Source organism: Kribbella deserti, assembly GCF_042434725.1.
GTDB classification, from domain to species: Bacteria; Actinomycetota; Actinomycetes; order Propionibacteriales; family Kribbellaceae; genus Kribbella; species Kribbella deserti.
Genome location: NZ_JBHLTC010000010.1, coordinates 70,622 through 97,555, shown reverse-complemented (window position 1 = coordinate 97,555; position 26,934 = coordinate 70,622). Strand labels below are relative to the sequence as shown.

General features: G+C 68.5%; 22 protein-coding genes, 1 tRNA gene, 1 other RNA gene and 1 pseudogene. 18 read left to right on the top strand and 7 right to left on the bottom strand.

Annotation, left to right across the window (positions count from 1 at the left end):
• Positions 1 to 35 precede the first annotated feature (35 nt).
• Together ACFFGN_RS09325 and ACFFGN_RS09320 are read left to right on the top strand one after the other, a co-directional pair.
• Entirely contained in the window at positions 36 to 1,199 is a 1,164-nt protein-coding gene (locus tag ACFFGN_RS09325; protein WP_380045332.1) for a glycosyltransferase 87 family protein, read from the top strand.
• Positions 1,200 to 1,232: 33 nt separating this feature from the next.
• Complete coding sequence (locus tag ACFFGN_RS09320) at positions 1,233 to 2,054, top strand: MerR family transcriptional regulator (RefSeq protein ID WP_380045329.1); 822 nt, start codon at positions 1,233 to 1,235, stop codon at positions 2,052 to 2,054.
• Between the two features lie 149 nt (positions 2,055 to 2,203).
• Here ACFFGN_RS09320 and ACFFGN_RS09315 read toward each other — a convergent pair whose 3' ends face one another.
• Entirely contained in the window at positions 2,204 to 3,124 is a 921-nt protein-coding gene (locus ACFFGN_RS09315) for an aminoglycoside phosphotransferase family protein (protein WP_380045326.1), read from the bottom strand.
• A 111-nt stretch (positions 3,125 to 3,235) separates the two neighbouring features.
• On the opposite strand from ACFFGN_RS09315, the gene ACFFGN_RS09310 reads away from it, so the two are divergent.
• Complete coding sequence (locus ACFFGN_RS09310; protein WP_380045323.1) at positions 3,236 to 4,060, top strand: phosphotransferase enzyme family protein; 825 nt, start codon at positions 3,236 to 3,238, stop codon at positions 4,058 to 4,060.
• A gap of 268 nt (positions 4,061 to 4,328) precedes the next feature.
• Here ACFFGN_RS09310 and ACFFGN_RS09305 read toward each other — a convergent pair.
• Positions 4,329 to 4,416, bottom strand: a tRNA-Ser gene (locus tag ACFFGN_RS09305).
• 182 nt (positions 4,417 to 4,598) lie between these two features.
• Between ACFFGN_RS09305 and ffs the strand changes: the two genes are divergently transcribed.
• The 4 genes from ffs to ACFFGN_RS09285 all read left to right on the top strand — a co-directional run bounded on the left by ffs (position 4,599) and on the right by ACFFGN_RS09285 (position 8,999).
• Positions 4,599 to 4,695: signal recognition particle sRNA small type (ffs, locus tag ACFFGN_RS09300), an RNA gene on the top strand.
• Between the two features lie 271 nt (positions 4,696 to 4,966).
• The gene (nadE, locus tag ACFFGN_RS09295) at positions 4,967 to 5,797 is read left to right on the top strand and encodes an NAD(+) synthase (RefSeq protein ID WP_380045320.1); all 831 of its coding nucleotides are present in this window, start codon (positions 4,967 to 4,969) and stop codon (positions 5,795 to 5,797) included.
• Positions 5,798 to 6,041: 244 nt separating this feature from the next.
• Entirely contained in the window at positions 6,042 to 7,214 is a 1,173-nt protein-coding gene (locus ACFFGN_RS09290) for an acyl-CoA dehydrogenase family protein (RefSeq protein ID WP_380045318.1), read from the top strand.
• A gap of 153 nt (positions 7,215 to 7,367) precedes the next feature.
• The gene (locus ACFFGN_RS09285) at positions 7,368 to 8,999 is read left to right on the top strand and encodes a long-chain fatty acid--CoA ligase (RefSeq protein WP_380045315.1); all 1,632 of its coding nucleotides are present in this window, start codon (positions 7,368 to 7,370) and stop codon (positions 8,997 to 8,999) included.
• A gap of 3 nt (positions 9,000 to 9,002) precedes the next feature.
• Here ACFFGN_RS09285 and ACFFGN_RS09280 read toward each other — a convergent pair whose 3' ends face one another.
• Positions 9,003 to 9,632 carry a TetR/AcrR family transcriptional regulator gene (locus tag ACFFGN_RS09280; RefSeq protein ID WP_380045312.1) on the bottom strand — a complete coding sequence of 210 codons (630 nt, stop codon included), beginning with the start codon at positions 9,630 to 9,632 and terminating at the stop codon, positions 9,003 to 9,005.
• 104 nt (positions 9,633 to 9,736) lie between these two features.
• Between ACFFGN_RS09280 and rfbA the strand changes: the two genes are divergently transcribed.
• The 3 genes and pseudogenes from rfbA to ACFFGN_RS09265 all read left to right on the top strand — a co-directional run.
• Entirely contained in the window at positions 9,737 to 10,600 is an 864-nt protein-coding gene (gene rfbA, locus ACFFGN_RS09275) for a glucose-1-phosphate thymidylyltransferase RfbA (protein WP_380045309.1), read from the top strand.
• On the top strand, positions 10,597 to 11,253 hold the full coding sequence (locus ACFFGN_RS09270) for a tetratricopeptide repeat protein (protein WP_380045306.1): 657 nt from the start codon (positions 10,597 to 10,599) through the stop codon (positions 11,251 to 11,253). The genes rfbA and ACFFGN_RS09270 overlap by 4 nt, the downstream gene beginning before the upstream one ends.
• A 61-nt stretch (positions 11,254 to 11,314) precedes the next feature.
• Positions 11,315 to 13,153 (top strand): annotated as a pseudogene (locus ACFFGN_RS09265) (DNA polymerase III subunit gamma and tau); the annotation flags it as partial.
• A gap of 1,208 nt (positions 13,154 to 14,361) precedes the next feature.
• Here ACFFGN_RS09265 and ACFFGN_RS09260 read toward each other — a convergent pair.
• On the bottom strand, positions 14,362 to 15,270 hold the full coding sequence (locus tag ACFFGN_RS09260; RefSeq protein WP_380045304.1) for a CPBP family intramembrane glutamic endopeptidase: 909 nt from the start codon (positions 15,268 to 15,270) through the stop codon (positions 14,362 to 14,364).
• Positions 15,271 to 15,393: 123 nt separating this feature from the next.
• Between ACFFGN_RS09260 and ACFFGN_RS09255 the strand changes: the two genes are divergently transcribed.
• Positions 15,394 to 16,581 (top strand): sensor histidine kinase, encoded by a 1,188-nt coding sequence (locus ACFFGN_RS09255; protein WP_380045301.1) that lies wholly within the window; start codon positions 15,394 to 15,396, stop codon positions 16,579 to 16,581.
• Positions 16,578 to 17,234 (top strand): response regulator, encoded by a 657-nt coding sequence (locus ACFFGN_RS09250; RefSeq protein ID WP_380045298.1) that lies wholly within the window; start codon positions 16,578 to 16,580, stop codon positions 17,232 to 17,234. The genes ACFFGN_RS09255 and ACFFGN_RS09250 overlap by 4 nt, the downstream gene beginning before the upstream one ends.
• Here the strand turns inward: ACFFGN_RS09250 and ACFFGN_RS09245 are convergent.
• On the bottom strand, positions 17,198 to 18,325 hold the full coding sequence (locus ACFFGN_RS09245; RefSeq protein WP_380045295.1) for a DUF4240 domain-containing protein: 1,128 nt from the start codon (positions 18,323 to 18,325) through the stop codon (positions 17,198 to 17,200). The two genes, ACFFGN_RS09250 and ACFFGN_RS09245, sit on opposite strands and share 37 nt — an antisense overlap.
• A gap of 426 nt (positions 18,326 to 18,751) precedes the next feature.
• On the opposite strand from ACFFGN_RS09245, the gene ACFFGN_RS09240 reads away from it, so the two are divergent.
• From ACFFGN_RS09240 to ACFFGN_RS09230, 3 genes are read left to right on the top strand one after another with little or no spacing between them, the layout of a single operon-like run.
• A complete protein-coding gene (locus ACFFGN_RS09240) occupies positions 18,752 to 19,141 on the top strand; it encodes a YbaB/EbfC family nucleoid-associated protein (protein ID WP_380045292.1) in 390 nt (129 codons plus the stop codon).
• Position 19,142: 1 nt separating this feature from the next.
• Entirely contained in the window at positions 19,143 to 19,742 is a 600-nt protein-coding gene (gene recR / locus ACFFGN_RS09235) for a recombination mediator RecR (protein WP_380045289.1), read from the top strand.
• Positions 19,735 to 20,373, top strand: coding sequence for a DUF5063 domain-containing protein (locus ACFFGN_RS09230; RefSeq protein WP_380045286.1), 639 nt, complete (start codon positions 19,735 to 19,737; stop codon positions 20,371 to 20,373). Before recR ends, ACFFGN_RS09230 begins: the two co-directional genes overlap by 8 nt.
• A 22-nt stretch (positions 20,374 to 20,395) precedes the next feature.
• On the opposite strand, the gene dinB is transcribed toward ACFFGN_RS09230, so the two are convergent.
• Entirely contained in the window at positions 20,396 to 21,595 is a 1,200-nt protein-coding gene (gene dinB, locus ACFFGN_RS09225) for a DNA polymerase IV (RefSeq protein ID WP_380045283.1), read from the bottom strand.
• A 137-nt stretch (positions 21,596 to 21,732) separates the two neighbouring features.
• Between dinB and ACFFGN_RS09220 the strand changes: the two genes are divergently transcribed.
• From ACFFGN_RS09220 to ACFFGN_RS09210, 3 genes are all read left to right on the top strand, one after another.
• Complete coding sequence (locus tag ACFFGN_RS09220; RefSeq protein ID WP_380045281.1) at positions 21,733 to 21,936, top strand: hypothetical protein; 204 nt, start codon at positions 21,733 to 21,735, stop codon at positions 21,934 to 21,936.
• Between the two features lie 306 nt (positions 21,937 to 22,242).
• Positions 22,243 to 24,327, top strand: a complete 2,085-nt coding sequence (locus tag ACFFGN_RS09215) for a hypothetical protein (RefSeq protein ID WP_380045278.1) — start codon at positions 22,243 to 22,245, stop codon at positions 24,325 to 24,327.
• 38 nt (positions 24,328 to 24,365) lie between these two features.
• Positions 24,366 to 25,607, top strand: coding sequence for an MFS transporter (locus tag ACFFGN_RS09210; protein ID WP_380045275.1), 1,242 nt, complete (start codon positions 24,366 to 24,368; stop codon positions 25,605 to 25,607).
• On the opposite strand, the gene ACFFGN_RS09205 is transcribed toward ACFFGN_RS09210, so the two are convergent.
• Entirely contained in the window at positions 25,604 to 26,587 is a 984-nt protein-coding gene (locus ACFFGN_RS09205) for an aldo/keto reductase (RefSeq protein ID WP_380045272.1), read from the bottom strand. The genes ACFFGN_RS09210 and ACFFGN_RS09205 overlap by 4 nt on opposite strands.
• Positions 26,588 to 26,934 lie beyond the last annotated feature (347 nt).

The following is a 26,934-nucleotide window of genomic DNA, read 5'->3' as shown; positions in this document are numbered from 1 at the left end:
GCAGTAGTGACCTCACTTCTTGTCACACTCGCTGGATGGCTAAAGAACCAACCGCCAAACTGTGGTGGGTGCTCGGGGCGGTTTGTGTCGCGGTGGCGGCGATTCTCCCTTTCGTCTGGCTTCACACGGGCGCGGACCTGAAGGTCTATCGCCTCGGAGGCTCGGCGCTTCTCGATGACCCCAGCACGATTTACACGGCGCGGTTGGTGCATATCTCGATGCCGTTCACATATCCGATCTTCGGCGCGCTCGTGATGGTCCCGGCCGCCCTTTTACCTTGGCCGGTCTCGTACGGCGCCGCGATCGCCCTCTCGCTGGTCGCGCTCTTCGTCATCTGGAAGCTCTGCATCGGCCGGACCCACATCGCGCTCCTGACGGCAGTGGTCGCGGCGTCCATGCTGCTCGACCCGGTCCGCGAAACCATCTCCTACGGCCAGATCAACCTCATCCTGTGCGCGATCGTCCTGTACGACGTACTACGCGTCGGCAAATCCCGCCGCGGGATCCTGATCGGACTCGCGGCCGGGATCAAGCTGACCCCGCTGGTCTTCTTCGGCCTGCTCCTGGTGACCCGGCAATGGCGAGCCCTCTTCAATGCGACAGCCGCGTTCGTCGCCACAGTGGCCTTCGGATTCCTGCTGGCGCCGCGAACCGCCTTGCAGTACTGGACCGAGATCCTCCTCGACAGCGGCCGCATCGGCGCCCTCGCCTACTCCGGCAACCAATCCTGGAACGGCTTCCTCGTCCGCTTCACCAACAACCAGGACGGCGGCGGCCCGTACTGGCTCATCCTCGTCGCCCTAACCGTCGCAGCCGGCCTCTGGGCCTGCCGGCTCCTGTGGATCCGCGGCGAACACCTCGGCGCCGTAGCCGTCTGCGGCCTGATCAGCCTCTTCTGCTCCCCAGTCTCCTGGAGCCACCACTGGGTCTGGATCATCCCGCTTGGCGTAGCCCTGGCCCGGCAATTCCAAGGCCGCACCATGTACGCCGTAGCCGCCACCTGGTTCGCCCTCTTCGCCCTAGCCCCCATCTGGTGGCCCCCACGCGGCGGCGACCAAGAACTCCAGTGGTCCCTCCTAGCCCACCTAGCCGGCGACTCCTACCTCTGGCTCTCCATAACCGCGGTCGCCACCCTTCTGCTAACCACCCGAATTCCCCACCATTCTCGGGAACCCGTTGTCCTGATCCCCCGGAGTTGACCTTCACGCCGTGTCAAGGCCCACGCTGGAGCCATGTTCACCATCGGAGATTTCGCCGCCTTCGGCCGGGTGTCGGCGCGGATGCTGCGGCACTATGACGCGCTCGGGTTGCTCCGGCCGGCTGTCATCGACAGCGCCAGCGGCTACCGGTACTACAGCGCCGACCAGCTGAAGCGGCTCAACCGGATCATCGCGCTCAAGGATCTGGGCTTCACTCTGCGGCAGGTCCAGGACATCGTCGACGCCAAGATCGGTCCGGAGGAACTGCGCGGCATGCTGCGTCTGCGCCGGGCAGAGCTCGAGGCGCGGCTGGCCGATGACGCGCTGCGGCTGGACGCCGTCGAGGCGAGGCTCCGAATCATCGAGAAGGAGGGTCACATGTCAACCGAAGACGTCGTCCTGAAGTCGGTACCGGCGATCCGGGTCGCCGAGTTGTCTGCCACCGCCGCAAGCTACGACGGGGTGGATATCGGTCCGGTCATCCAGCCCCTGTACGCGCAGGTCTGGGAGCGGATCAACGCCGCCGGGATGCAACCGGCGGGGCCGCCGGTCGCCTACTACGAGCAGGCCGAGGGCGACGCGGTCGTCGTCCACGCCGCTGTCACCGTCGGCGCGGCCGAGCAGGGCGGCGCCGACCTCCAGGTGCTCGACCTGCCGGAGCTTTCGACGGCGGCCACCATCGTCCACCAAGGCTCGATGGACCAGGCAGACGAGAGCATGCAACTGCTGGCCCGCTGGATCGACGACGGGGGCTACCGCAGCGTCGGCTACGCCCGCGAGGTCTGCCTCGCCTTCGACCCGGACAACCCGGACAACTGGGTCCACGAGTTCCAGATCGAGGTCATCCGCCCCTGAACAGGTGACGTCAGCCATGGCCAGTAACGGTTGGCGCCGCGCCATCCCTGCCTAGATTCGTGCGGGCGCACCCTGCGTTCACGAGCCCGGCTGCACTCCGACCCGGTTGCCGCCGGGCTCCCTGCCGCCCGGGCGATGCCGTCGATCGGTCAGCCTGGCTGCTCGTTGGCGGCGAGGATTTCTTCGAGGACGTACGACGCTTCCGCGGGTAGGCCTTCGCCATCGTTCACGGCTCCCGCGCAAACGAGCAGGGCCTTCCAGAGGGCCCACCCCTGTCCGCGGAGCCAGGTGGCGTCGTCCACGCCTAGGCGATCGCGGAAGGCGGCGCGGCTCGTACCGGTCAACATCGTCCAGGCAATCGCCAGATCGCAGGCCGGATCGCCGACGCCGCACGTACCGAAGTCGATGACCGCCGCGAGCGAACCGTCCTTCAGCAAAAGGTTGCCCGAGGCCACATCACCGTGGAACCACACCGGCCGTTCATCCCACGGAGCCTTCAACGCCCGTTCCCAGATCTCCTCGGCGGCGTCGGTCCGAACCAGGCCATCGAGCGTCTCGAGGGAACTCCGCGCCCATCCGTCGTAAGTCGCCAACGGTCCACCGCGGTGCCAGTTATGCAGCCCCGGTTCTGGTCCATCCGTCGGGTCGATCCGCTGCAGCGCTTTGAGAAAGTCCGCAACGTCGAGCGCGAACGCCGTCATATCGTTGATAACGGCACCGTCCGCGGGCTCGCCCTCAATCCATTGATAGACCGACCAAGGATGCCGGAATTCGTCATCAGGTACGCCCTTGGCCAACGGCACAGGGATCTCGAACGGCACCGCGGGCGCGAGAACCGGCAACCACCGGTGCTCCTTCTCCACCGCGAGCGCGTACTCCTTGGCCGTCGGCAACCGAACCAGCATCTCGTCGCCAAGGCGGAACGTACGGTTGTCCCACCCCTGCGAGTTCACCGACCGAACCTCAAGCCCGGCCCACTGCGGGAACTGCGCGGCAATCAACCTCCGCGCCACCGCAGCATTCGCCGGCTTCCGATCGGGCAACGGCACCTCCACAGTCGTCTCATTCATTACCCGCGACCGTACGGCGCCCCACCAATCCCGGCAAGGCGATTTCCCCTCACGCGGCAAGTCGAAAACCAGAGGGATCGAGGAGGATCACGGATGTAGCCTGCCCAAACCATGGAGACATCCGAGATCAAGCGTGCGATCGCTGTTACGACTTCAATCGCCGCATCGCTCGATCTGCAAGCCGATGACGCAATAGTTCTGCACAACTCGAACAAGCTGGCGCTGCGCCTGACGCCGTGCGACGTCTTCGCCCGCGTCGCCTATGTAGGGCAAGAGGTTGCACAGTTCGAGATCGAACTCGCGCAACGGCTCGCCGAGGTTGGAGCCCCGGTAGGCGCCTTGGAGCCTCGGGTGGACCCGCTCGTCTACACGCGCGATGGCTTCGCCGTGACGCTGTGGACGTTCTACAAACCGGTGACACCTAGCGTCTCGCCAAGCGAGTGCGCCGAGGTGCTGGAGCGGCTGCACGCCGGCATGCGCCAGATCGACGTACCAAGCCCAAGCTTCATGGACCGAATCACGGAGGCGCAGGACGTCGTCGCCAACCCGGATCTCTCGCCGGAGCTCGCCGAGGCAGACCGCACCTTCCTCAGCAGCAGACTGGCCGACCTACGCCGATCGATCGAGAAGCGCGACGCCCCAGCACAGCTGCTCCACGGCGAGCCGCACCCAGGCAACGTGCTCAGCACGAAAGATGGCCCGCTGTTCATCGACCTGGAAACCTGCTGCCGCGGACCAATCGAGTTCGACCTCGCCCACGCCCCCGAAGAGGTCTGCGACCACTACCCGAACATCGACCAAGCCCTACTGGCCGACTGCCGCCAACTCGTCCTCGCCATGATCGCCGCCTGGCGCTGGGAACGCGGCGACCAATTCCCAAACGGAAGACAATTCGGCGAAGAGCTCCTCCACTCCCTGCGCGAGCACTCCCCTTGACCGACCTCCCACGCCCCAGCTGCGCGACCGGGCGCCGTGGAAGTCGCCGAAGACCATTGAGTGCGGCCGGTCAATCAGAGAGCTGTCGCGGTCACCGCCCTTCAATGCGTCAGCACCAGGCGCAGCATCCAAATGAGACCCGGATTGAGACCGCGCACGGGAAACGGCCCGGTCGCTGGTGCGACCGGGCCGTTTCCACTTCGTTCCCTCAGAGGGCCGGATAGTGCGTGTGACCAGCGGAAACACTGGTCGTCGGCCGCTCGGAGAGTGGCGGAGGATACGAGATTCGAACTCGTGAGGGGTTGCCCCCAACACGCTTTCCAAGCGTGCGCCCTAGGCCACTAGGCGAATCCTCCAAGGCAGGAGAATACGCGGTTCGGGCTCGGAGTCGAAATCGAGGGTCTGGGCGGGACCAATCGAGGGTCCAGGGGTGGCGGGACGGCTGCGGGGGCGCGGGCCGGCCGGCATAGCCGGTTCGGCCTGGGGGCAGGGGTGGGGACCCTGGGTTGAGGGCGAGTGGGGATCGCGTATGCTTTTCTCTGGTTCCCCGCGTGGCGGTATCTCGCCCAACTCCCCCAGGGCCGGAAGGCAGCAAGGGTAAGTGAGCTCTTCCGGGTGCGCGGGGAATCCTTATGTCCGGATACTTGCGCCCGATCGGTGCGCAGAGCGGCCTAGAGCCCGCGCGGATGTAGCGCCCGGTGAGTTTGACCCGATGTGGTGGGCGGAGACGTTGAGGCCGGCGAGGTTCGCCCGGTGCGGCGTACGAGGTGGTGGGCGCGGACGGCCCGCTGGGCGGTGGGGCCCGGCGACGCGCTGGTTGGCGGGGCCCGGCGACGCTGTGGTGGTGGGCGGGTGAGTGGGGGTGGGGGCGCCTAGGCTTGGGGTTCCATCTAGTTGAGGAGTCGGATGAGCGAGTACGGGAGCCGGCAGGAGTTGATCAGGACCGAGCTGGGGGTGCCGAGCGGGTTCGACCTGGACGGCGAGATCGAGCGCCGGATCAGCTTTCTCACCGGGATGCTGGCCAGTGCTGGCGCGAAGGCTTACGTGCTCGGGATCAGCGGGGGCGTGGACTCGGCCGTGGCTGGGCGGTTGTGCCAGCTTGCCGTGGAGCGGGTCCGGGCGGATGGTGGCGAGGCGTCGTTCGTGGCGGTTCGGTTGCCGTACGGCGTACAGCATGATGAGGCGGACGCTCAGCGTGCGCTCGCGTTCATCCAGCCCGACGAGACCCTCACGGTGGATATCAAGCCGGCGTCCGACGCGATGCGCGACGCCCTCGCCAAGGCCGGGGCCGACCCGGGGGTCAAGGCGGACTTCCACCACGGCAACGTGAAGGCCCGGCAGCGGATGATCGCGCAGTACGCCGTTGGCGCGGCCCGGGGTGGTCTGGTCGTTGGGACGGATCACGCGGCCGAGGCGGTGATGGGGTTCTTCACCAAGTACGGCGATGGCGCGTGCGACCTGACTCCGCTCGCCGGGTTGAACAAGCGGCGCGTACGGGCGATCGGCGCGGCCCTCGGTGCGCCCGCGGAACTGGTGGGCAAGGTGCCGACGGCCGATCTCGAATCGGATGCGCCGGGGTTGCCGGACGAAGAGGTGTTCGGGCTGAGTTACGACGATATCGACGACTTCCTCGAGGGCAAGCCGGTGGATGACAACGTGGCCGCGACGATCATCGAGTGGCACGGGCGTACCGCGCACAAGCGCAGTACGCCGATCGAGCCCCCGCACATCCACTGATCGGCAACCCACCCAACACCTGAGCCAGCCGCCTCCGAAGCGATCCCGCCGCAACGCGAGCGCCCGCAACGCGAGCAGGCGCATCCGAGGTGAGCGCCCGCAACGCGAGCAGCCGGATCCGAAGCGGGCCGGTCGGCTGAACACGTCCGTTGATCTGGCGGTTGTGCCGACGCACGGGCAGAATCGACACCCTGTCGAAAAACCGGCACCTCGTCGAAAACCGATGCCAGGAGGACCGCAGCCCATGGTCGACTTCTCCCTCACCGACGAACAGCGCGCCATCCGCGAAACCACCCGCGAGTTCGTCCGCCGTGAACTGATGCCGCTGGAGAACGAGGTGCTGCGGCGGGAGCGCTCCGGCCGGCCCGGTGTCGAACCAGGCGTGATCCGGGACCTGCAGCTGAAGGCGAAATCGTTCGGCTTCTGGGGTCTCGGCACGCCCGAGGAGTACGGCGGCATGGCCTTGCCCGCCGTCGATCAGGCGTTGATCTCGGCGGAGCTGGGCCGGTCGTTCCTGCCGTTCTCGTTCGGTGGCGAGGCCGACAACATTCTCTTCGAGTGCAACGACGAGCAGGCCGCGGCGTACCTGCTGCCGACGATCTCGGGTGAGCGGAAATCCTGCTTCGCGATCACCGAACCGGGCGCCGGTTCCGACACCCGCTCGATCCGGACCACCGCCAAGCGCGACGGGTCCGACTGGGTGATCCGGGGCGAGAAGACCTTCATCACCGGCGGGCATGAGGCCGACTTCGCCATCGTCATCGCCGTCACGGATCCCGAACTCGGCTCGAAGGGCGGGTTCACCGCGTTCCTGGTGGACCGGGAGCAGGGCTGGACGTCCGATCCGATCATCACGATGGGCCCGGCCGCGCCGGCGACGCTGAACTTCGACGACGTACGGGTGCCGGCCGATCGGGTGCTCGGGGAGATCGGCCAGGGCTACGAACTGGCCATGCGTTGGATCATGCGCGGCCGGTACATCATTCCGGCACGTGGCATCGGCGCCTGCGAACGGCTGCTGCAGCTGGCGGTCGACCACGCGAACAGCCGGGAGACGTTCGGCCGGCCGATCGGGGACAACCAGGCCATCCAGTGGATGATCGCCGATTCCGAGGTCGAGCTGGAGGCGGCCCGCTGGCTGGTGCTGTACGCCGCGTGGGTGGTCGATCAGGGTCGTCATCCGCAGCACGACTCCGCGATCGCCAAGCTGTACGGCACGAACACCGCCAACCGGATCGCCGACCGGGTGCTGCAGATCCATGGCGGCATGGGGTACACGAAGGAGCTGCCGGTCGAGCGCTGGTTCCGCGAGGTCCGGCTGTGGCGCATCTTCGAGGGCACCGACGAAATGCAGCGGCTGATCATCTCCCGCGACCTGCTGCGCGGCCACCGCAAGATCGGTCAGCACTTCCACTAGTTGCCCTCAGCCCTTGTGCACGAGTGGTCGCGTCCTGCCCCGCTGATCCCGACGATCACCTGACCGCACCTGCCCAAGGGCCAAGACACGACCACTCGTGCACAAGTTGTGGACATGGTGGTCAGGGTTTGCCCGGCCTGGCACAGTGTGTCCATGAAGGGTCTGATGCAGGACTTCCCGCTCACGCTCGAGTCGATCTTTCACCGGGCGGAGCAGCTCTATCCGGACAAGACGATCGTCACCGGCGGGCCGGCCCCACAGCGCGTGACGTACGGCGAATGGGCCGCGCGGACCAGACGCCTGGGCGGTGTGCTGAACACGCTCGGCATCAGCGCGGACGGCCGTGTCGGCACCTTCGCGTGGAACTCCGCGCGCCACCTCGAGCTGTACTTCGCCGCGCCCTGTACCGGCCGGGTCCTGCACACGCTGAACATCCGGCTCTTCCCGGACCAGGTCACCTACATCGCGAACCACGCCGAGGACGAGGTCATCTTCGTCGATCGCTCGCTGCTCGGGTTGTTCCTGCCGCTGCTGGAGCGGTTCGAGACGGTCCAGCACGTCGTGGTGATGGACGATCTGCCGCCAGGTGCGCCGAGCGCCGTGGCGATTCCCGACGACCCGAGGTTCCACGACTACGAGGAACTGCTGGCCGCCGCGGAACCGGTCGACTTCCAGGTCGAGGACGAGAACCAGGCCGCCGCCATGTGCTACACCAGCGGCACGACCGGTAATCCGAAGGGCGTCGTCTACTCCCATCGGTCCACTTGGCTGCACTCGATCGCCGTACTGACGAACGCCGGAATCGGGCTGACCGAGACGGACACGGTGATGCCCGTTGTACCGATGTTCCACGCCAACGCTTGGGGACTGGCCCACGCGGCGCCGATGGCCGGGGCGAACCTGGTGTTCCCTGGGCCCGACATGAGCCCGCAGGGCATTCTCAAACTCCTGCAGGAAGAAGAAGTCACCCTGACGGCTGGAGTGCCCACTATCTGGCAAGGCCTGTTGCCGTTGCTGGACGGCGCGGAACTGCCCAAGCTTCGCCGAATCCCTTGTGGTGGTTCGGCCGTGCCGCAGGCGTTGTCGGAGGCTTTCCGCGAAAAGCTGGGTAAGCCGATCCTTCAGGCATGGGGGATGACCGAGACGAGTCCGGTGGCTACGGCCGCTCATGTGCCCGCGAGGTACACCGACCTGTCCGAGGAAGAACAAGCCGGTCTACGCGCTCGACAGGGTTTGCCCTTGCCTGGCGTGGAAATCCGCATCGTCGAGCCTGGTACGACGAACCCGTTGCCCTGGAACGACGAGGCGACAGGCGAGTTGCAGGTCCGAGGGCCGTGGATCGCCGCCGAGTATTACCGCCCGGACGAAGGCGTACAACTCAACACCGACGACGGCTGGATGAAAACCGGTGACGTCGCGGCCGTGGACCAGTTCGGCTCGGTCCGGCTGGTCGACCGGACGAAGGACCTGGTCAAGTCCGGTGGCGAGTGGATCAGCTCAGTCGAACTCGAGAACCTGCTGATGGCTCATCCCAAGATCAAGGAAGCGGCCGTTGTCGGCGTACCGCATCCCAAGTGGGACGAGCGTCCGCTGGCCTGTGTTGTCCTGCAGGAAGGCGAATCGGCCACTGGTGAGGAGATCCTGGCCTACCTGGAGCCGCTGGTGGCGAAGTGGTGGCTGCCGGACGCGGTCGAGTTCATCGACGAGGTGCCGAAGACCAGCGTCGGCAAGTTCTCCAAGAAGGATCTACGTTCGCGCTTCGCCGGATACCACTTGGAGAGCTGAGCCTCAGCCGCCGTAGAGCGTCCGCAGCCAAACCGTCGCGAGGGTGTCGACCACCTCGCGATCGGCGGCCGCGGACCGCTTGGCGCGCGAGTGGTGGAAGCAGACCTCGTCGTTCATCGCGATCAGTACGGTCGCGAGCGCCTTCGCCGGTGGGCCGTCGAGCGCGATACCGGCGGCTCGTTCGGCCTCGATCCGGGCCGTGACCGCGGTCAATAGTCGACGGCCCGTCTCGGCCCAGAACCGCCGGATCTCCGGATCGATGTCGCGGGCCCGGACGGCGCCACGCAGCACGGGTCCGTGGCGGCGCCAGACGGCCACCGTCGCGGCGAGGCCGCGTCGTACCTGGTCGGTCGGCTGGTCCCCGATCGGGCCGTCCAGCCAGACGGCGGCGGCCTCGAACAACTCGGCGACGACCTTTTCGGCCAGTTGGCGTAGTACGGCCTCGCGGGATTCGAAGTGGAAGTAGAACGCCGACCGGGAGATCCCGGCTCCGGCGGTCAGGCCGTCGATGGTGATCTCGGTGATGTCGTGCTCGGCCAGCAGGCGCTCCGCGTGCGCGAGAATCGCCTGGGAGGTCAGGTCGCCCTTGCTCGGCTTGCGCCGGCCGACGCCCGGAGCCGCTGCGGTGGACATGGCGCTGATTGTGCTCGACGGCCCGGTCTCGGGCAACGAGTCCGGCTGGTCCGGACAAAGCCGCTGGTCTGGCCCACCCTGGAAGGTCGGTAGGGTTCGGTCACATGCGAGGCATCATCCTTGCCGGTGGTTCCGGCACCCGGCTGCATCCGCTCACCCTGGCCGCGAGTAAGCAGCTCTTGCCGGTCTACGACAAGCCGATGATCTACTACCCGCTCTCCACGTTGATGCTGGCCAACATCCGTGAGGTGCTGGTCATCACGACTCCGGAGGACGCGACCCAGTTCCAGCGCCTGCTCGGCGACGGCTCCCAGTTCGGTATGGCCATCACGTACGCCGTACAGCCGAAGCCGGAAGGTCTCGCGCAGGCGTTCCTGATCGGGGCGGACTTCATCGGCGACGAGTCGGTGGCGCTCGCTCTCGGCGACAACATCTTCTACGGGCCCGGGCTCGGTCTGCACCTGCAGCGGTTCAACGAGGTCGACGGTGGGGTCGTGTTCGCCTACCGGGTGGCCGATCCCCGCGCGTACGGCGTGGTCGAGTTCGACGCGGACGGGCAGGCGCTCAGCATCGAGGAGAAGCCGGCCAACCCGCGCAGCAACTACGCCGTGCCCGGGTTGTACTTCTACTCCAGCGATGTCGTCGACGTGGCCCGCGAGATCAAGCCGTCGGCCCGTGGCGAGCTGGAGATCTCAACCATCAACGAGGTCTACCTGCAGGCCAAGCGGCTACAGGTCGAGGTACTGCCCCGCGGCACGGCCTGGCTCGACACCGGAACGTTCGACTCGCTGATGTCCGCGGGCGAGTTCGTCCGGGCGGTCGAGGAACGGCAGGGCATGAAGATCGGCTGCCCCGAGGAAATCGCGTGGCGTCGCGGGTTCATCAACGATGACGGCCTGAAGTTGCGGGCCGAAACCCTGGCCAAGTCCGGCTACGGGGACTACTTGCTCGGACTGTTGGAGGAATGAGCGTGGACACGCGGATCGAGCAGGCCAACAAGGCGTACGAGCAGACCGTCTTCGGCGCGGACGCCTCGGGCCTGCCCGCAGCGGCTCGGGAACTGACCGCGCTGGAGGCCGATCTCGCGCTGGCGCAAGGGCAGAACCTGCACGCCGTTTATCTGGACCAACGCCGGCTCGATCAGGCCGTCGAGGACCCGCGTGAGCTGGAACTCTTCCAACGCGCCGCCGAGTTGTACCGCTCGCTGGTCGACCGCCGGGGCGAGGGCGAGGCGACGTTCTGGATCGGGTGCTTCCATCAGGTGGTCCGCGACGACCATGAGACGGCCATCCCACTGTTCGAGCAGGCCCTGGCGCTGGCGACCGAGGCCGGCGACGACCTGACCAAGTCGTACGCGCTGCGGCACCTCGGCTTCGTCAACCACGCGGCCGGACGGCTGGACGAGGCCCGGGAACACCTGGAGGAGTCCACCCGGCTCCGGCGGGAGCTCGGTTTCACGGCCGGAGTGGCGGCGAACCTGATCGGTCTCGCCTATCTCGCGTTCGCCCAGGAGCGGGGTCAGGACTGCGCGGCGCTGCTCGACGAGGCCGACGAACTGGCGGCCGAGGTCGGCGCGAAGGCGGTCCGGGACATGGTCGAAGAGGCCCGCCAGGAGATGTAGGCCGTCTGCTGCCCCGGCCGGGCGGCTTTTGTCGGTGCGCCCCGCTAGGGTGGCCGACGTGGAAGCTCCTCTCGCACTGTATCGCCGGTACCGCCCGGAGACGTTCGCCGAGGTCATCGGCCAGGAGCACGTCACCGACCCACTGCGGAACGCACTGACCAACAACCGGGTCAATCACGCGTACCTGTTCTCGGGTCCGCGCGGTTGTGGCAAGACGACCAGCGCGCGGATTCTGGCGCGCGCGATCAACTGCGAGCAGGGGCCGATCGCCGAGCCGTGCGGTCAGTGCCAGTCGTGCACCGACCTGGCCCGCGGCGGCCCGGGCAGTATCGACGTGATCGAGATCGACGCCGCGTCGCACGGTGGTGTCGACGACGCGCGCGATCTGCGCGAGCGGGCCTTCTTCGCGCCGGTGCAGAGCCGCTACAAGATCTACATCATCGACGAGGCCCACATGGTCACGACGCAGGGCTTCAACGCCCTGCTGAAGCTGGTCGAGGAGCCCCCGCCGCATCTGAAGTTCATCTTCGCCACCACCGAGCCGGACAAGGTCATCGGCACGATCCGGTCCCGCACGCACCACTACCCCTTCCGGCTGGTTCCGCCGAAGGTGCTGGCCGACTACATGGCCAAGCTGTGCGGCCAGGAGAAGGTCGCGATCGAGCCCGCCGCGCTGCCGCTGGTCGTGCGCGCCGGCGCGGGTTCGGTTCGTGACTCGCTGAGCGTGCTGGACCAGCTGATCGGTGGCGCCGGGCCCGACGGCGTGACGTACCAACTGGCCGTCAACCTGCTCGGTTACACGCCGGACTCCCTGCTCGACGCCTGCGTGGACGGATTCGCCGCGCACGACAGCGGGGCCGTGTTCGAAGTGATCGACAAGGTGATCGAGACCGGCCAGGACCCGAAGCGGTTCGCCGAGGACCTGCTGCGCCGCCTGCGCGATCTGGTCATCCTGGCCGCCGTTCCGACCGCCGTGGCGACGGGCCTGATCGACGTGGCCGAGGACCAGGGCGAGCGGCTGCAGAGCCAGGTCGCCGGTATCGGGGCGGCCGAGCTGACCCGCGCGGCGGACATCGTCGCGGCCGGGCTGCTCGAGATGCGCGGCGCGACGGCTCCCCGGTTGCAGCTCGAACTGATCTGCGCGAAGGTCCTGCTGCCCGGCGCCGACGACTCCACCAACGGCATTCAGGCCCGCCTCGACCGGATCGAGCGCCGCATCTCCCTCGGCCTCCCGGTCGAAACCGCGGGCGACTCGGCTCCCGCCGCCATGTCCCCGGACGCGGCCCGCGCCGCTGCCCGTGCCGCCGTTTCGAGCGGTACGACGGCTCCGGTCGCGGGTGGTTCGCCTGCCTCAGCTGGTACGACGCCGGGAGACGCGCCTTCCGCAGCGACCTCATCGCCTCCGCTCAGCCAGTCCGCACCGGCCGAGGCCGAACCGGCCGCAGCTCAGTCGGCCCTGGGCCAGTCGGCCTCAGGCCAGTCCGGCCCGGGCCACGCGGTCTCGGGTCAGCCGGCTTCGAGTCAGTCGGCCCCGGGCCAGGAGTCCTCCGGTCAGCCGTCCTCCGGTCAGTCGGCCTCGGGCGCGGCGGATGACTGGTCAACGCCGGCGGCGAGTCATGCCCAGGCTTCGGCGCCGGCTGAGATTCCGGCCGCGAGCCAGGCACAGGCTCCGGCGGCGGCTCAGCCGAGCGGGTCTTCGGCGACCGGGACCGGGCTCGGACTGGCGGATATTCGCCGCCTCTGGCCGGACATCTTGCAGCGGGTCAAGGAGCGCAAGAAGGTCAGCTGGATGATCATCAGCCAGAACGCCCAGGTTCTGGCCATCGACGACAAGACCCTGACGATCGGGCTGGCCCACGCGGGCGTCCGGGAGAACTTCCTGCGTTCGGGACATGACGAGATCCTGCGCGAGGCCGTTCGCGACACGATCATGCTGGACCGCCGGATCGACGCCGTGATCGATCCTTCTACGGATCCCAGCAGTGGTTCCGGCGGCTCATCCCGGCCAAGCGGGGCCGCTTTTGGCGGCACTGCCTCGGGTGGGGCCGCCGCTGGCGGAGCTCCCGCTGGCGGGGGCAGTTCTGGCGGGGGTTCGTACGGCGACTCGTCGCAAGGCGGTTTGAACGCGAGCGCGACCGGCTCTGCCGCAGCCCTGGCGGCGGCCGGCACAGCCACCGGCTTCGCGCCCAGCGGGGGCATTGCGGCCGGTGGAGGCAACGCGCCCGGCGCGGGTTTCGCGGGAGACGCGAGTCCTGCGGGGGTTGGCTCCGCGGCCAACGGTCACTCGTCCGGTGCCACCGACTCGGCGCCTGCGACCAACTCCGGCCCTGGCAGTGCCTCAGGCCACGCGGCCAGTGCGGCGCCAGCCGGTTCGGCGCCGGCCGGTTCGGCGCCGGCCGGTTCGGCGCCGGCCGGTTCGGCGTCGGCCGGTTCAGCCGGTGGCGCTTCAGCCGGTTTGCCCGGCGCGCCGGCTCCAGCAGGCTCGGCCCCGGCGGCATCGTCTCCGGCTGCATCCGCTCCGGCCGCCTCGACGAATGCGGGCGGCTCGATCCCGATCCGGACTACCGGTGCGTGGGATGACGAGCCGCCGCCGCCCTTCGACGAGCCGGACCCGGGCCCCGAGGACCCGCAGGCGTACGGCTACTCCGGCCAGATCCAGTCGAATGGCGCGAGCGCACAGTCCGCCGGTGCCGGAGTCGGCACGTTGACTGCTCCAGCCGGGACCAACCCGAACGGCTCGAACTCCACCCAAGGCGACGTACCGCCTGGCCAAGCGTCGGAGACCAAGGCCGCCGAGCCAACCGGTGCTCCGGTCAACCCGCGTCGCGCGGCTGAAGCGGCCTATGCGGCCGAACAGGCCAAGCGGGCGCAGGCGGCCCCGGTCGTGGTCGAGAAGTCCCTCAGCCCAGAAGAAGAGACGGAGGTCGTTGGCGACGACGATCCCGTGCTGGAAGAGGATTCCCGCTCCACCACGGACCTACTGCGCGAGGCCCTCGGCGCCCAGATCATCGACGAACAACCGAACTAGGCCCCACCCCAGAATCCGCCCGCCCTAACCTCACCTCGCTGAGCAGGGGGAGACGGATGAGTCGAGGTTGCCGGGTGCGCCTACGGAGCCGAGGTGGCCGGTTGAGATGGCTGGGGCCGCTGAGCCGGACCAGCCGGGTTGGCTGGTGGGAGCAGGCGGCCGGTGAGTAGGAGCCAGCCGCTGATAACCGCCAGCGGGACGAGCATGAGCAGGGTGACGAGGATGGCGTCGAGTGCGCCGCCTTCGCCTGCAGTGAGCAGTACGGCGGTCAGGACCGACAGGACCAGGTTGTTACCGGCGTGAGCAAGGCTGGCGGTCCAGATCGTTCCACTGCGTAGGCGCAGCCAGCTCAGGATTACCTCCTGCAAGAGGAACGAGACCGTCCAGACCGCTAGACCCGCCACTACGTTGGAGAACTCGGCATACCCGAGGAAGGCCAGCGGGTAGTGCCATACCGCCCAGATGAGCCCGGTAGCCAGCAAAGCCCGGTAAGGCCGTCCCGGGAACAGCCGTAGCCGCAAGTAGCTAGTCCAGCCGAACTCCTCCCCGAAATACACAGGCGTTAGTACAAGCGCCGCAAGCATCCACCCGGCCACAGTGACCCACCACGGCAGACCGCCGTTCTCCAGCCCCGACAGGTTGGGAGTCCACAAGCCCAGTCCTGCGGCCAGTAGGCAGGTTGCGACCGCTATGGCCAGTGGACCGAGGTAAGCGGCGAGGTAGTGCGGCCAGGCCGTCCGGAGCTTCAATGCCAGCCCAGCGTCTCCAAAGCCTTCGCGCGTTACCCAGCGGCGTACGACGAAGGCGGCGATCGCAGGGCTGAAGGCGATCGGTAGTTGGACCAACGGGTTGACGAGAGATAGCCCGAGACCGAGCCGGGCGATGAACAGCCATGGCCAGGTCAGCCCGAAGGCGAGAACGACGAACACGATGATGCCGGTGCGGTGCGAGACCCGGGACAAGTCATTGCCTTTCTGCGCGGAGTTCACTCCACAAAGGTCTCGGCGTTCGGCCTGGCGCACATCGCGCCGCCGAGCGACCCCGATCGGGCTAGCCGGGTCTCCCCCTGATGAGGGAGGGCGTGAGCCGGCCGAGTCGGCAGACTGATGGCCATGGGCAAATACGCAAAAGGCTGGCTGCATCTGCTGATCGGTTCGGCCATGGCGGCACTACCGCTGCTGTTCGCGCTGATCTTCGTCTGGGCGATCAAGCCGCCGCGGGCGATCCAGCTCGGCGTTCTGCTGGTGGTCGGTGCCGCGCTGCTGGCGTTGTTCGGTCTGCCGGCCCGGGCCCGGACGGCCGGCGTGGCCGGGGCGAACGGACTACTCGGCTTGCAACTGCCGGCTCCGCACCGCAAGACCCGTGCCCGCACGGCTCTTTGGATGACCCTGCACGGGATGATCGGTGCCGCGGCAGTCGGTGCCGCGGCTTTCCTCGGGCTGCTCGCGGCGACGGCGCTGGTGCTGGCGGTGACCCAGCCCGGAGAACGGATGGACTTCGGCTGGACGGAGATCAGCAATGGGCCGATCACCCTGCTGCTCGGGGTGGCAATGGCCGTCCTGGCAGTGCTGACGGGATTCGCCGCGCCAGCCCTGTTGAGATTGGTCGCGCCGGCTCTGCTCGGGCATCAACCCGCTGAACGCATCGCCGCGCTCGAGCACCGAACCGAGGTGCTTGCCCACCGCAACCATCTCGCGCAGGAGCTGCACGACTCGATCGGGCACACCCTGACCACTTCCACGATCCAGGCGGCCGTCGCGGCCAAACTACTGGACGACGATCCGGCCGGCGCGCGGCAAGCCCTGGCGGGGATCGAGGATTCGTCCCGCCTGGCGCTGGAAGAGCTGGACCACGTGATCGAGTTGCTGCGCGAGGAGCCGGCGCCGCGAGCGCCTCAGCGCGGGCTGGCCGACGTACCCGCGCTGGTGGAGCACGTACGCCGTACGGGCCGCGTGATCGAGGCCGTGCTGCCGACGGACCTGTCCGCCGTACCGCAGGTCATCTCGCGGGAGGCCTATCGCATCATCCAGGAGGCCCTCACAAACGCCCTCCGCCACGGCACTGCGAACAGCACCGACAACGAGATTCGCCTGGCCATCGCGATTGAGGCGGATCGGCTCGTGCTGGCGGTCAGCAATCCCGTCGAGGCCCCAGCGGTACGGCGCACCGGGCGCGGCACCAGTGGTATCGAGGAACGTGCCCGGGTACTCGGCGGCGAAGCCTCGGCTGGTGCGAACGGCGCTCGCTGGGAGGTCGTCGTACGTCTCCCGCTGGCGCGGACCGCAGGCACTCGCGGATGAGCGATCGCGTCTCGGTCCTGCTCGCCGACGATGACGAGCTGACCCGAACCGGCCTGCGGGCCTTGCTCACCGGCGAGCCCGACATCGACGTGGTGGGCGAGGCCGCGGACGGCGCCGAGGTGCTCGGCCTGGTCAAGGAGCTGCGGCCCGACGTCGTACTGATGGATGTGCGAATGCCATTGCTCGACGGCATCGCCGCGACCCGGTTGTTGCGAAGTGAGCTGGCCGATCCGCCGAAGGTCGTGGTGATCACCACCTTCGGGCACGACGAATACGTGTACGAGGCGCTGCGGGCCGGGGCGGCCGGGTTCTTGCTCAAGCGGTCGAAGGCGGCTCAGATCGCGCATGCGCTCCGGCTGGTCGCGGCGGGCGACACCGTGTTGTTTCCGGCGGCGGTCCGTCAGATGGCCGCGCGTCGTCCGATGCCGCTGGCTGGTCCGGGCGCGGTCGAGCTGACCGAACGCGAGGCCGACGTACTGCGCCTGATGGCCGCGGGCCTTTCGAACGCGGAGATCGCCGAACGGGCCTACGTCACCATTGAGACGGTCAAAACCCACGTCGGCAACGTGCTGGCGAAACTGGGCGCGGCCAATCGCACCCACGCGGTGGTGATCGCCTACGAGTCCGGGTTCGTCAGCCCGGGCGAGGGATAGCTCGCGGCCAGATCCCTCAGCTCGGCGGCCAGCGCGGCGGTGAGCTTGTCCCGCTCGGAAAGCACTTCGTGAATCACATGCGCGCAGGTGGCCGCGTGGAAGTCCGCGAAGATCTCCTCCGGCCAGGCCAGCAGTTCCTGCCAGGGCGATTCGATCCAGATGTCCAGCTGGGGAATGCCGTCGACGGAGATCGAGTTCTCGTGGCTCCAGTGCCAGCGGTTGCCGAGCTGCAGGATCAAGCAGATCGAGGTCAGGCCAGGCGGCAGGCCGATGCGCTTGACCAGGTCGTTCAGCGGACCGGCAGCGGCACCTTCGTAGAACTCGGGCCGCTCCTGGTTCCGCAGCAGCGGTACGACGTTGCCACCCCAGCTGATCGTGACCGGCTCGTTCGGCTCCATCACGCCGCCCGCGTCGGCCTCGGAGTCGTTCAGCTGCCCGGTGATTCGCCGCTTCGCGCCGAAGAACCCCTGGAACAGGCCGCTGAGCGCCTTGCCGGTCGCGTCCCAGACGGCATCCGCGATCGTGCCCTCCGGCTGCCTCTCCGCGGCTCGACCACTCTGCCCGGCGTGGTCAGTCTGGCCGGCGGAGTCGCCCACGTCGGAAGGATTCGCTTCGCCCGTTCCAGCGGCCCGGTCGTCGTCTCCAGCCGGAGCCGGGCGCCCGCAGTCGGCCGGCCAGTGCGCCTTGCTGGACCCGGTCTCGTAGCTGATCGGACTCTGGTGCAGCCAGGGCAGTTCGGTCGAGGCCTCCCACGCGGTGGCGGCGGCGTACAGCAGGGGTTCGCCGAGCTCGACCTCGACCCGGTTCAGCAGCGTGGGCTCGGCCACGATCGCGGCGTGCCGGTTGCGGCCGAGGGCGACCACGTCGCAGCGCAGGTAGAGGAAGCCGTCGTCGCCGAGGTGGGAGGCGATGGGCTGCTGGTAGTGCTCGTAGGTGTCGAGCGCGGCCAGTGCCTCGGCCAGCCGGTCGGCGAAACCGGTGATGCCGTCAGGTGGAAGGTCGGCGAGGAACTGCTCGAGCTGGGTGACCCGGTCAGCGGTGGCCAGACCGCCGAGCGTCGCGATCAGCGCCCAGAACTCTTCCTCGTCCACTGCTCTCCTTGCCACCTAGTACTGCGAAACGCCGATTTGATCCTGCAACCACCGCCGCGTTCCTGACCCCTCAGCCGGAACTCGCGGCCTCCTCACACCCCGCTGACGGAACCCTGCCAGCCAATCCACCCACACCCCAAAAGCAGCCATCAAGCCGCGCTGTGGGGGACATCCTGCCGGTAAGTCGCCGGTCCGCGGGTATCGGGCCCACTTAGTGGTCCGAGCCTGAAGTTGCTCGGCGCTTGCGTCGCCCGGGCACGCACCTCGCGGCACTGGCGAATCGTCGACGATGCGCCGCATCGAGAACGCTCCGCCGGCACCGCGATGCACGCACCTGAACACCGCAATCACTCGAGCAACTTCGGGCTCGGACCACTACCGGATAGGCTCAAGGCGGAAAGACGACGTGGAGCAGGGGAGACGACGGTGTTCGACGGTGGCGGTGCGCAGGGCGCTGGGGGCTTCGACATGTCGAATCTGCTCGCCCAGGCGCAGGCGATGCAGAGCCAGTTGATGGAGGCCCAGGCCAACCTGGAGAGTGCCGAGGTCGAGGGCACCGCGGGTGGTGGCATGGTGACCGCGCTGGTTTCCGGTACCGGGGAGCTGCTCAGCCTGACCATCAGCAAGCACGCCGTGGACCCCGACGACACCGAGACACTGGCCGACCTCATCGTCGCCGCCGTCCGGGACGCCTCGGAGAACGCCAAGGAGCTCGCCGCCGAGGCGATGGGCCCGCTGGCCGGTGGCCTTGGTGGTGGCATGGGCGGGGGACTGCCGGGCATGCCCGGGATTCCCGGGCCGCCAGGGCAAGGCTGACGTGTACGAAGGAGCCGTACAGGACCTCATCGACGAACTCGGGCGCTTGCCGGGCGTCGGACCGAAGTCCGCCCAGCGCATCGCCTTCCACCTGCTCGCCGCCGATCCGACCGATGTCCGGCGGCTCGCGCATGTGCTGGTCCAGGTGAAGGAGCGGGTCAAGTTCTGCGAGGTCTGCGGCAACGTGACCGAGGAAGAGCTTTGCCGGATCTGCCGGGACGAGCGTCGCGACCGCGCGGTGATCTGCGTGGTCGAAGAGGCGAAGGATGTTGTGGCGGTCGAGCGGACCCGCGAGTTCCGCGGCCGCTACCACGTGCTCGGCGGGGCCATCTCGCCGATCGAGGGCATCGGGCCGGACGAGCTGCGGATCAAGGAACTGATGCTGCGGCTGGCCGACGGCGTGGTCACGGAGATCATCCTGGCCACCGATCCCAATCTCGAGGGTGAAGCGACAGCCACCTATCTGAGCCGGTTGCTCCGGCCCATGGGGTTGCGTGTTACCCGGCTTGCTAGTGGACTGCCAGTAGGCGGTGATCTCGAATACGCCGACGAGGTCACACTCGGACGGGCGTTTGAAGGGCGGCGATCCATCGATGACTGAAACAACCGATATGGCTGAGGTCGAGACCGACGCGGGGGAGCTCGCCGAGTTCGCCGAGCAGATCGCGGACCAGGTCCAGAGCTTTCTGATCTCAGTGCGCGACATCGCGGCCCAGCCCGATGAAGAAGGTGTCGACGAAGGCCTGGCCTCGTTGCCGTATCTGCTGCTGGAAGTGAGCCAGCTGCTGCTGGCCGGTGGCCGGCTTGGCGCGTTCGAGGACTTCGTACCGAAGGAGCGGTTCGAGAGCGACGCGGGACCGGATCCGGATCTGGACGCCATGCGCGACCGGCTGGCCGTGCTGTTCGAAGGTCTCGACGAGTACGCCGAGGTCTTCGACCCCTACGCGGCGCCGCCGGAGATCACCGTCAACCGGCTCTCCGACGACCTGACCGCGATCGCGACCGACCTGGTGCACGGGCTCGCGCACTACCAGTCGGGCCGGGTGACCGAGGCGCTGTGGTGGTGGCAGTTCTCCTACGTCTCCACCTGGGGCGCGGCCGCGAGCGCGGTACTGCGGGCGATTCAGTCGCTGATCGCGCACGACCGGCTGGAGCCGGCCCACGACCCGGAGACCGAGGCCACCGACCGCGAACTGGTCGAGGTCGCGGAGAAGGTCGTTCAGCGCCGCTGAGTGCATCAGCTGCCGGCACCCGCTAGTCCGGTAGTAGTGGCACGGTGAGACCCGGGTCGCGTCCCAACAGGACCGCCCGGGTCACGGCCTTCGAGCCGAACTTGTTCTTCACGTGATCGACCGCCGTGTCGAGTTCGTCGTTGCTGGCCTTGTCGAACGGCAGGGCCAGTTGCACCGCCTGCACGTTCTCCAGATTGCCGACGGCCACGCCGATCAAGGTGATGCCGTCGGCTGCGATCATCGGCTCGGCCTTCGCCAGTAACGCCCGCGCCGTACTCAGCAGGATCCGGGTTTGCGAAGTCGCCTGCGGCAGTGTGTGCGACCGGGTGGCCCGGGTGAAATCCCCGAACCGCAGCCGCAGCGTGACCGTCCGCCCGGCCCGATCCGCCGCCCGCATCCGCCGGCTGACCCGATCCACCAGGCCGGCCAATACGGCGTCGAGCGTGGCGGGCGATTTCGGCGAACGACCCAGCGCGCTCTGCGAACCGATCGACCGGCGTCTTCGCCCCACCTCGATCGGCCGGGGATCCCGGTTGTGCGCAAGCGCGTGCAGGTGGCGCCCGGAGGCCCGGCCGAGCATCGCGATCAGCGCCGCCTCGGGTAGTTCGGCGACATCGCCGACGGTTCGCATGCCACGCTCGCGCAGTTTGACCGCGGTCTTCTCGCCGACACCCCAGAGCCGCTCGACCGCCAGCGGATGCAGGAACGCCAGCTCGCGATCGGGTGGCACCAGCAGCAGGCCATCCGGTTTGGCCACGCCGCTGGCGACCTTCGCCAGGAACTTCGTCCGGGCGACGCCGACGGTGATCGGCAGGCCGACCTCGCGGAGCACCTTCGCCCGGAGCTCGGCGGCGATCTGCACCGGCGGTCCCGCGATCCGCCACAGGCCGCCCACGTCGAGGAAGGCCTCGTCGATCGAGAGCCCTTCGACCAGGGGCGTGGTGTTCTCGAAAACCTTGAACACGGCCTTGCTGGCCTCGGAGTACGCCGACATGCGGGGCTCGACGACGATCGCCTGTGGACAGTGCTGCCGGGCCTGGGCGCCGTTCATCGCCGTACGCACACCACAGGCCTTGGCCTCGTAGCTGGCAGCCAGCACCACGCCCGCGCCGACGATCACCGGCCGACCGCGCAGACGCGGGTCATCACGCTGCTCGACCGACGCGTAAAAGGCGTCGAGATCGGCATGCAAGATGGTCGCTTCACCAGCTGACACGAACATATGTTCGCATATCCATCGTCTTAACGCCAATCTTGCCGGAAGTTGCGCTCACAACCACCGTCTTCAAGCCTTGTAGCCAAAGCCGGGGCGGCTTACGTTGCTTCCATCTATCCGCCCTAGTCGCAAGGAGCATCAAGTTGTCTGGGTCAGACGCTTCGGGTGAGACCTGGCTCGTCCTCGGAAGCGCTGTGATCACGCTCGCCGTCATCGTGCTGATCGTTGCCCCGGCGAACCCCATGGTGGGCGGCGCCTTTCTCGGCGCCGGTGCCGGCCTGCTGCTGTTCGGCGTACTGCGCGCCTGGCTCGACCGCGAGCGCAAACAAGTCACCCGCCGCCACTGATCACCCGCCGCCACTGATCACCCGCCGCCACTGATCACCCGCCGCCACTGATCACCCGCCGCCACTGATCACCCGCCGCCACTGATCACCCGCCGCCACTGACTTGTCCGCCTAAGCCGTCCGCCTCGCCCAGCCGCCTGCCACGAGCCCACCGAGCCTGTGGATCCCTTTCCCACGGTCGGACGCGCTTTGCGGGTCCGACCGTGGGCAGGTTTTCCACAGCCGGCGCCGGACGCGCTGAAGGCCTGGGCGGCGGAGGGTGTAATCGGTCCGGGATTGCCCTCCCTGGCTGGCACATTTGGCCTTGTGATCAGCCTCCGGATGTGCGCGGCCGTCGTGCTCGGCTCCGCGCTCTGCCTCTCGGCAGCCGCGCTCCCCACTGGCCCGGCCAAGGCGGCCACTCGGACGGGTGCGGTGTCGGCTGGGACGGGCGACGAGCTCCCGCGATCGGTTGCCGCACCTGTGGTGGTCGTCGGTATTGCCGGCCTGACCTGGGCCAACCTCAGCGAGCGGGATACTCCCACGCTCTGGCGGCTACTCGACAACGGCGCCGACGCCGCGGCTATGACCGTCCGCACCGTGCACTCGCCGCCCTGCCCGCTCGACGGCTGGCTCTCGCTCTCGGCGGGCCGTGCCGCCACGGATCCGCAACCACATCGCGACCGCGGCTGCTCGCCGATGCCGACCGTGACCGGAGGTGCCGTCCAGGGTTGGCCGGACCTGGTCAACGGCCAACAGGCGTCCCTATTCGACCCCGAACTCGGACTGCTCGGCTCAACCCTCGCCGCCGGTGGAGCCTGCGCGACCGCGATCGGCCCGGGCGCCGCGCTGGCGCTCGCCGACCGGCAAGGCCAGGTGGCCCGGTACTACCCGGACCCGGCAACGGCACGCTGGGATTGCCCGGTGACGGTAGTCGACGCCGGCGTGGTGGACCGGCGCAACGACCCGGGCGCGGCCCTGCGAATCGCCGACGAGACTGTCCGGCAGGTGCTCGACCGGGCACCGCGCGACGCGACCGTGATGGTGCTGGGCATTTCCCAGCCGCTGCACTCCACCTTGGCCATGGGCGCGGTCGTCGTCACGGGACCGCAGGCCGGCCGACGCTATCTGACCGTGCAATCGACCCGCTGGAAGGGCATCGTCCGCCTGCTCGACATCCCGTCGACGCTGGTCGCCGCGGCCGGGGTCGACGAACCCAACCAGTTCAACGGCGCACCCCTGGTTCCCGCGGCCGAGCGCCCTGCCACGCCGGACACCGTGCGCAAACTCCGCGACGCCACCCAGCGCGACCGGGACCTGCGCCGGAGCTCCGGCCCGTTCATCAACGGGTTGGCCGTAGCGGCCGTACTGGCCTTTGGTGCGCTGGCGCTGTGGCGACGTACCCGGCGCGGCACTAGAGCCATAGAGCTCGCTCTACTCCTTCTGGCCGCCTTGCCGCTGTGTTCGTACTTGGTGCGGCTAATCCAGTGGTGGCGCTGGGAGGGGCCGTTAGTCGTCTTGTGGGTCGGCATGATCCTCGCGGCGGTAGGGGTGGCCCTGGCGCTCCGACGCCTACCGCGGGTGCCGGTGTGGACCACGGTCACCGTTCTGTCGGGGATCACTGCCGCGGTGCTCGCCGTGGACGCGATGACCGGCACGATCCTGCACCACGGCAGTCCGCTCGGGCCGTCGCCACTGTCGGGCGGCCGGTACTACGGCTTCGGCAACACCACCTTCGTCGTGTTCGCCGTACATGCCGTGGTGTTCGCCGCCGGGTTGGCCAGCTGGCTGCGATCCCGGTACGGCCCGGCGGTTGCGACCATCGCTGTCGCGGTGATCGGCCTGGCCGCCGTACTGGTCGATGTCTGGCCGACGTGGGGTGCGGACGTCGGAGGTGGGCTCGCCATCGTGCCGGCGTTCGTGCTGCTCGGGATGGACGTACTCGGGCGGCGGATCAGTGCGGCCCGTCTCCTACTTACGGGCGTGGTCGCGGTGGCAGCGGTGGCACTGATCAGCGTGCTCGACTGGCTTCGGCCGGCCGAAGCGCGGTCCCACGCCGGACGGTTCGTCGAGGACCTGATCCACGGAGACGGAACCGCCGTGGTCACTCGCAAGGCGGGATACGCCCTCGGCTCGCTGTCCGCCGGTCCGCACCTGTGGCTGGTCGGCGTACTACTGCTCTATCTGGTCGCCGTGGTGCTGGCGAGGCGGCAGCTGTCGCCGGAGTGGTTCGAAACCGCCGTGGCGCGTTGGCCGCAACTGTGGGGCTGCTTCGTCGCCGTGGTCACTATCGCGGTGATCGGCTCGACCGCCAACGACTACGGGCTGCGGGTGGCGCTGCTCACCGTGGGTATCGCCGGCCCACCGCTGATGCTCGCCTGGCTCCGCTGTCATCCACCCACTGGTAATTGATGCGCCGACTGCCGGCATGACAGGTGAGAATGGCCGGTATGGACCTGTCGGCGTACCGAAACCTCTGGCGGACTCGAGGCGTCGCGGCGCTGCTGAGTTCCGCGTTGCTCGCCCGTCTGCCGGCGACGGCGTCGATGGTGCCGATGGCCTATCTCGCCAAGGACGCGGCCGGATCGTTCGGCTGGGCCGGCGTGGTCGCGGGCGCGTACTCGGTCGGTATGGCGATCGGCGGGCCGGCCTGGTCCCGCTGGGCGGATCGCTGCGGCGGTAAGGGCGTTCTGCTGGTCACCGGGCTGGCGTGGAGCGTTTTGATCGCCGCGCTGGCGCTGTTGCCGACGGACCTGTACCGCTGGATGCCCGTGGTGGCGCTGGTGGCGGGCGCGTTCGTGCCGCCGGTGACGTCAACCCTGCGTGCGGGCTGGCCGCGGCTCGTGCGTGGTCGCGACCTGCGCGCCGCCTACGCCCTGGACGCGACGGCCCAGGAGTTGGTGTTCGTGGCGGGCCCGATGCTGGGTGCGTTGGTGGTGAGCGTGGCCAGTCCGCGAACGGGCCTGCTGACGGCGGCCGTGGCGGCGGGTATCTCGATCTGGTGGTTCTCCGCGAACCAGCCCGCGCCGAAGGCTCATGACGAGTCGACCGGCACCAGGCTGACCGCGCGCGGATTGCTCTGGCATCGGTACCGGTTGCCGTTGATCGCGTCGTTCGGCCTGATGGTGATGGCCTTCGGCGCGGTGTCGATCGGCGTGGTGGCGTTCGCTGACGAGCAGGGCAACCGGCTGATCGCGGGCGGTCTGGAGGCAGTCTGGGCGCTCGGCAGTCTGCTCGGTGGCGTCGTCGCGGGCGCGCTGCCAGGTCGTCGTACGTCGGCCGTCTGGCGGCGCGGCCTGATGGTCTCGGCCGGAATGCTGCTGTGCGTTTTCGCCACTGGTTCGGCCTGGACGCTGGGCGCCGCCTTGTTCGTTTCGGGCTGTTTCCTCGCACCGACGGTCGGCGCGCTGTACGAACGCCTGGGCACGTTCACCCCGGATTCCGTCCGTACCGAGGTCTTCGGCTGGATGGGCAGCGCGGGAATGGCCGGCGGCGCGATCGGCTCGTCGGTCGCGGGTGGTCTCGTCGAGGCCTTCGGTGTACCGGCGGCCTGGATCGCCGCGACGGCGCTCACCGCCGCCGCGGCTCTCCTGCTGATCCGCATCCCACCGCATCGCCCCGCTGAGCACGATGCCGTCGACCCGGTGGACGCGGTTCCCGTTCGACCAGTGGATGCGGTCCCTTTCAGCTAGTGCATTTCGGGCGAATCCTTCATCAGCTCGCGGATCTCCGTCATCGTTGCTGAGGGCAACGGACCGGTATCGAGCGCGCCCGCGTGCTCGATCGCCTGGGCTGGTGTCCGCGCGCCTGGCAACGGGATGGCGTCCAGCGCCCAGACGTACGCCAGTGCACCCTGGGTGAGCGTCCGGCCGCCGGTCCGCAGGAGCTCCCGTACGGCGTCGAGGCGCTTGAGCCAGTCGGCCATCGCGTCGTCGTCGAAGTACGTCCACCACGGAGTGTCCCGTCGTACGTCGTCCGCCGCGGGCCGGTTCGTCAGGTCGTACTTGCCGGTGAGCAGGCCCATCGCGAGCGGCGAACGCGCCAGCACGGTCTGCCCCGTACGCCGGGCCGTCTCGAACACCTCGGCCTGATAGCCGAAGACGTTCGCCTGGGTCTGCACGCTCACGCTGTTCGGCGAAGCCGCGAAGGCCTCGATCACCGAAGGCGCGTCCACGCTGGTACCGAAGGCCTTGATCTTGCCCTCGGCAACAAGTTCCTCCAGTACGGCGATGACGCCGGCCGCCTCCGTACCGTTGGCCACTCCGCCGTGCAACTGCAAGATGTCGATCGCGTCCACGCCAAGCCGGTTCAGACTGGCCTCGCAGGCCTTGCGGATATACGCCGGGCTGACGTCCTGCCCGCCGCCGCTACAGGTCTCCTCGTGGAAGAGGTTGCCGAACTTGGTGGCGATCACCACGTCGTCCCGGACTTCCGGCGGCAGTTGCGCGAGCGCCTTGCCAAGTACGCGCTCGCTGGTCCCGGTGCCGTAACAGTCGGCCGTATCGAACAACCGGATCCCACCGTCAACCGCGGCATGGATCGTCGCCACACTCTCCGCCTCGTCCACCGCGCCCCACCCGGCAGGACGCCCATCAAACGTCCAAGGCCCACCAATCGCCCAGGTGCCAATCCCGAGCGGACGCCCCTGCAAAATCTCCTGTGTCGATTCCATGCACGCCAGCCTCCAACCTAGAGCGCGCTCCAGGTCAACCCCCAATTCGGCGCTCAGGTCCAGCGCTCGGGGCGCGACGACCGGTCAGCGTCCGTGTCCGCGCACGCTCAGGTTGGCCGTCACTTTGTCCGGGTGGTTGATGGCGACCGGTGGTCCAGGCGCGTCGGCTGCCGGCTTTTAGCGCGACTACCTGGTTGCAACCGGGTAGCGGTACCAAAACTCGGTAGCGGTCGCGCCACATCCGGGTAGCCGCGCGGAATCCCGGCACCCCGCCCGCGGCACCCCGCCCGCGGCGCCCCGCGCGCGACACCCCGCCCGCGTTGCGCCGCCCAAGGTGGCGGCTGATC

Excerpts from the sequence above, each read along its gene's own strand:
- ACFFGN_RS09325 (WP_380045332.1), top strand. The coding sequence starts at position 36 with ATGGCTAAAGAACCAACCGCCAAACTGTGGTGGGTGCTCGGGGCGGTT.
- ACFFGN_RS09320 (WP_380045329.1), top strand. The coding sequence starts at position 1,233 with ATGTTCACCATCGGAGATTTCGCCGCCTTCGGCCGGGTGTCGGCGCGG.
- ACFFGN_RS09315 (WP_380045326.1), bottom strand. The coding sequence starts at position 3,124 with ATGAATGAGACGACTGTGGAGGTGCCGTTGCCCGATCGGAAGCCGGCG.
- ACFFGN_RS09310 (WP_380045323.1), top strand. The coding sequence starts at position 3,236 with ATGGAGACATCCGAGATCAAGCGTGCGATCGCTGTTACGACTTCAATC.
- nadE (WP_380045320.1), top strand. The coding sequence starts at position 4,967 with ATGAGCGAGTACGGGAGCCGGCAGGAGTTGATCAGGACCGAGCTGGGG.
- ACFFGN_RS09290 (WP_380045318.1), top strand. The coding sequence starts at position 6,042 with ATGGTCGACTTCTCCCTCACCGACGAACAGCGCGCCATCCGCGAAACC.
- ACFFGN_RS09285 (WP_380045315.1), top strand. The coding sequence starts at position 7,368 with ATGAAGGGTCTGATGCAGGACTTCCCGCTCACGCTCGAGTCGATCTTT.
- ACFFGN_RS09280 (WP_380045312.1), bottom strand. The coding sequence starts at position 9,632 with ATGTCCACCGCAGCGGCTCCGGGCGTCGGCCGGCGCAAGCCGAGCAAG.
- rfbA (WP_380045309.1), top strand. The coding sequence starts at position 9,737 with ATGCGAGGCATCATCCTTGCCGGTGGTTCCGGCACCCGGCTGCATCCG.
- ACFFGN_RS09270 (WP_380045306.1), top strand. The coding sequence starts at position 10,597 with ATGAGCGTGGACACGCGGATCGAGCAGGCCAACAAGGCGTACGAGCAG.
- ACFFGN_RS09255 (WP_380045301.1), top strand. The coding sequence starts at position 15,394 with ATGGGCAAATACGCAAAAGGCTGGCTGCATCTGCTGATCGGTTCGGCC.
- ACFFGN_RS09250 (WP_380045298.1), top strand. The coding sequence starts at position 16,578 with ATGAGCGATCGCGTCTCGGTCCTGCTCGCCGACGATGACGAGCTGACC.
- ACFFGN_RS09230 (WP_380045286.1), top strand. The coding sequence starts at position 19,735 with ATGACTGAAACAACCGATATGGCTGAGGTCGAGACCGACGCGGGGGAG.
- dinB (WP_380045283.1), bottom strand. The coding sequence starts at position 21,595 with ATGTTCGTGTCAGCTGGTGAAGCGACCATCTTGCATGCCGATCTCGAC.
- ACFFGN_RS09210 (WP_380045275.1), top strand. The coding sequence starts at position 24,366 with ATGGACCTGTCGGCGTACCGAAACCTCTGGCGGACTCGAGGCGTCGCG.
- ACFFGN_RS09205 (WP_380045272.1), bottom strand. The coding sequence starts at position 26,587 with ATGGAATCGACACAGGAGATTTTGCAGGGGCGTCCGCTCGGGATTGGC.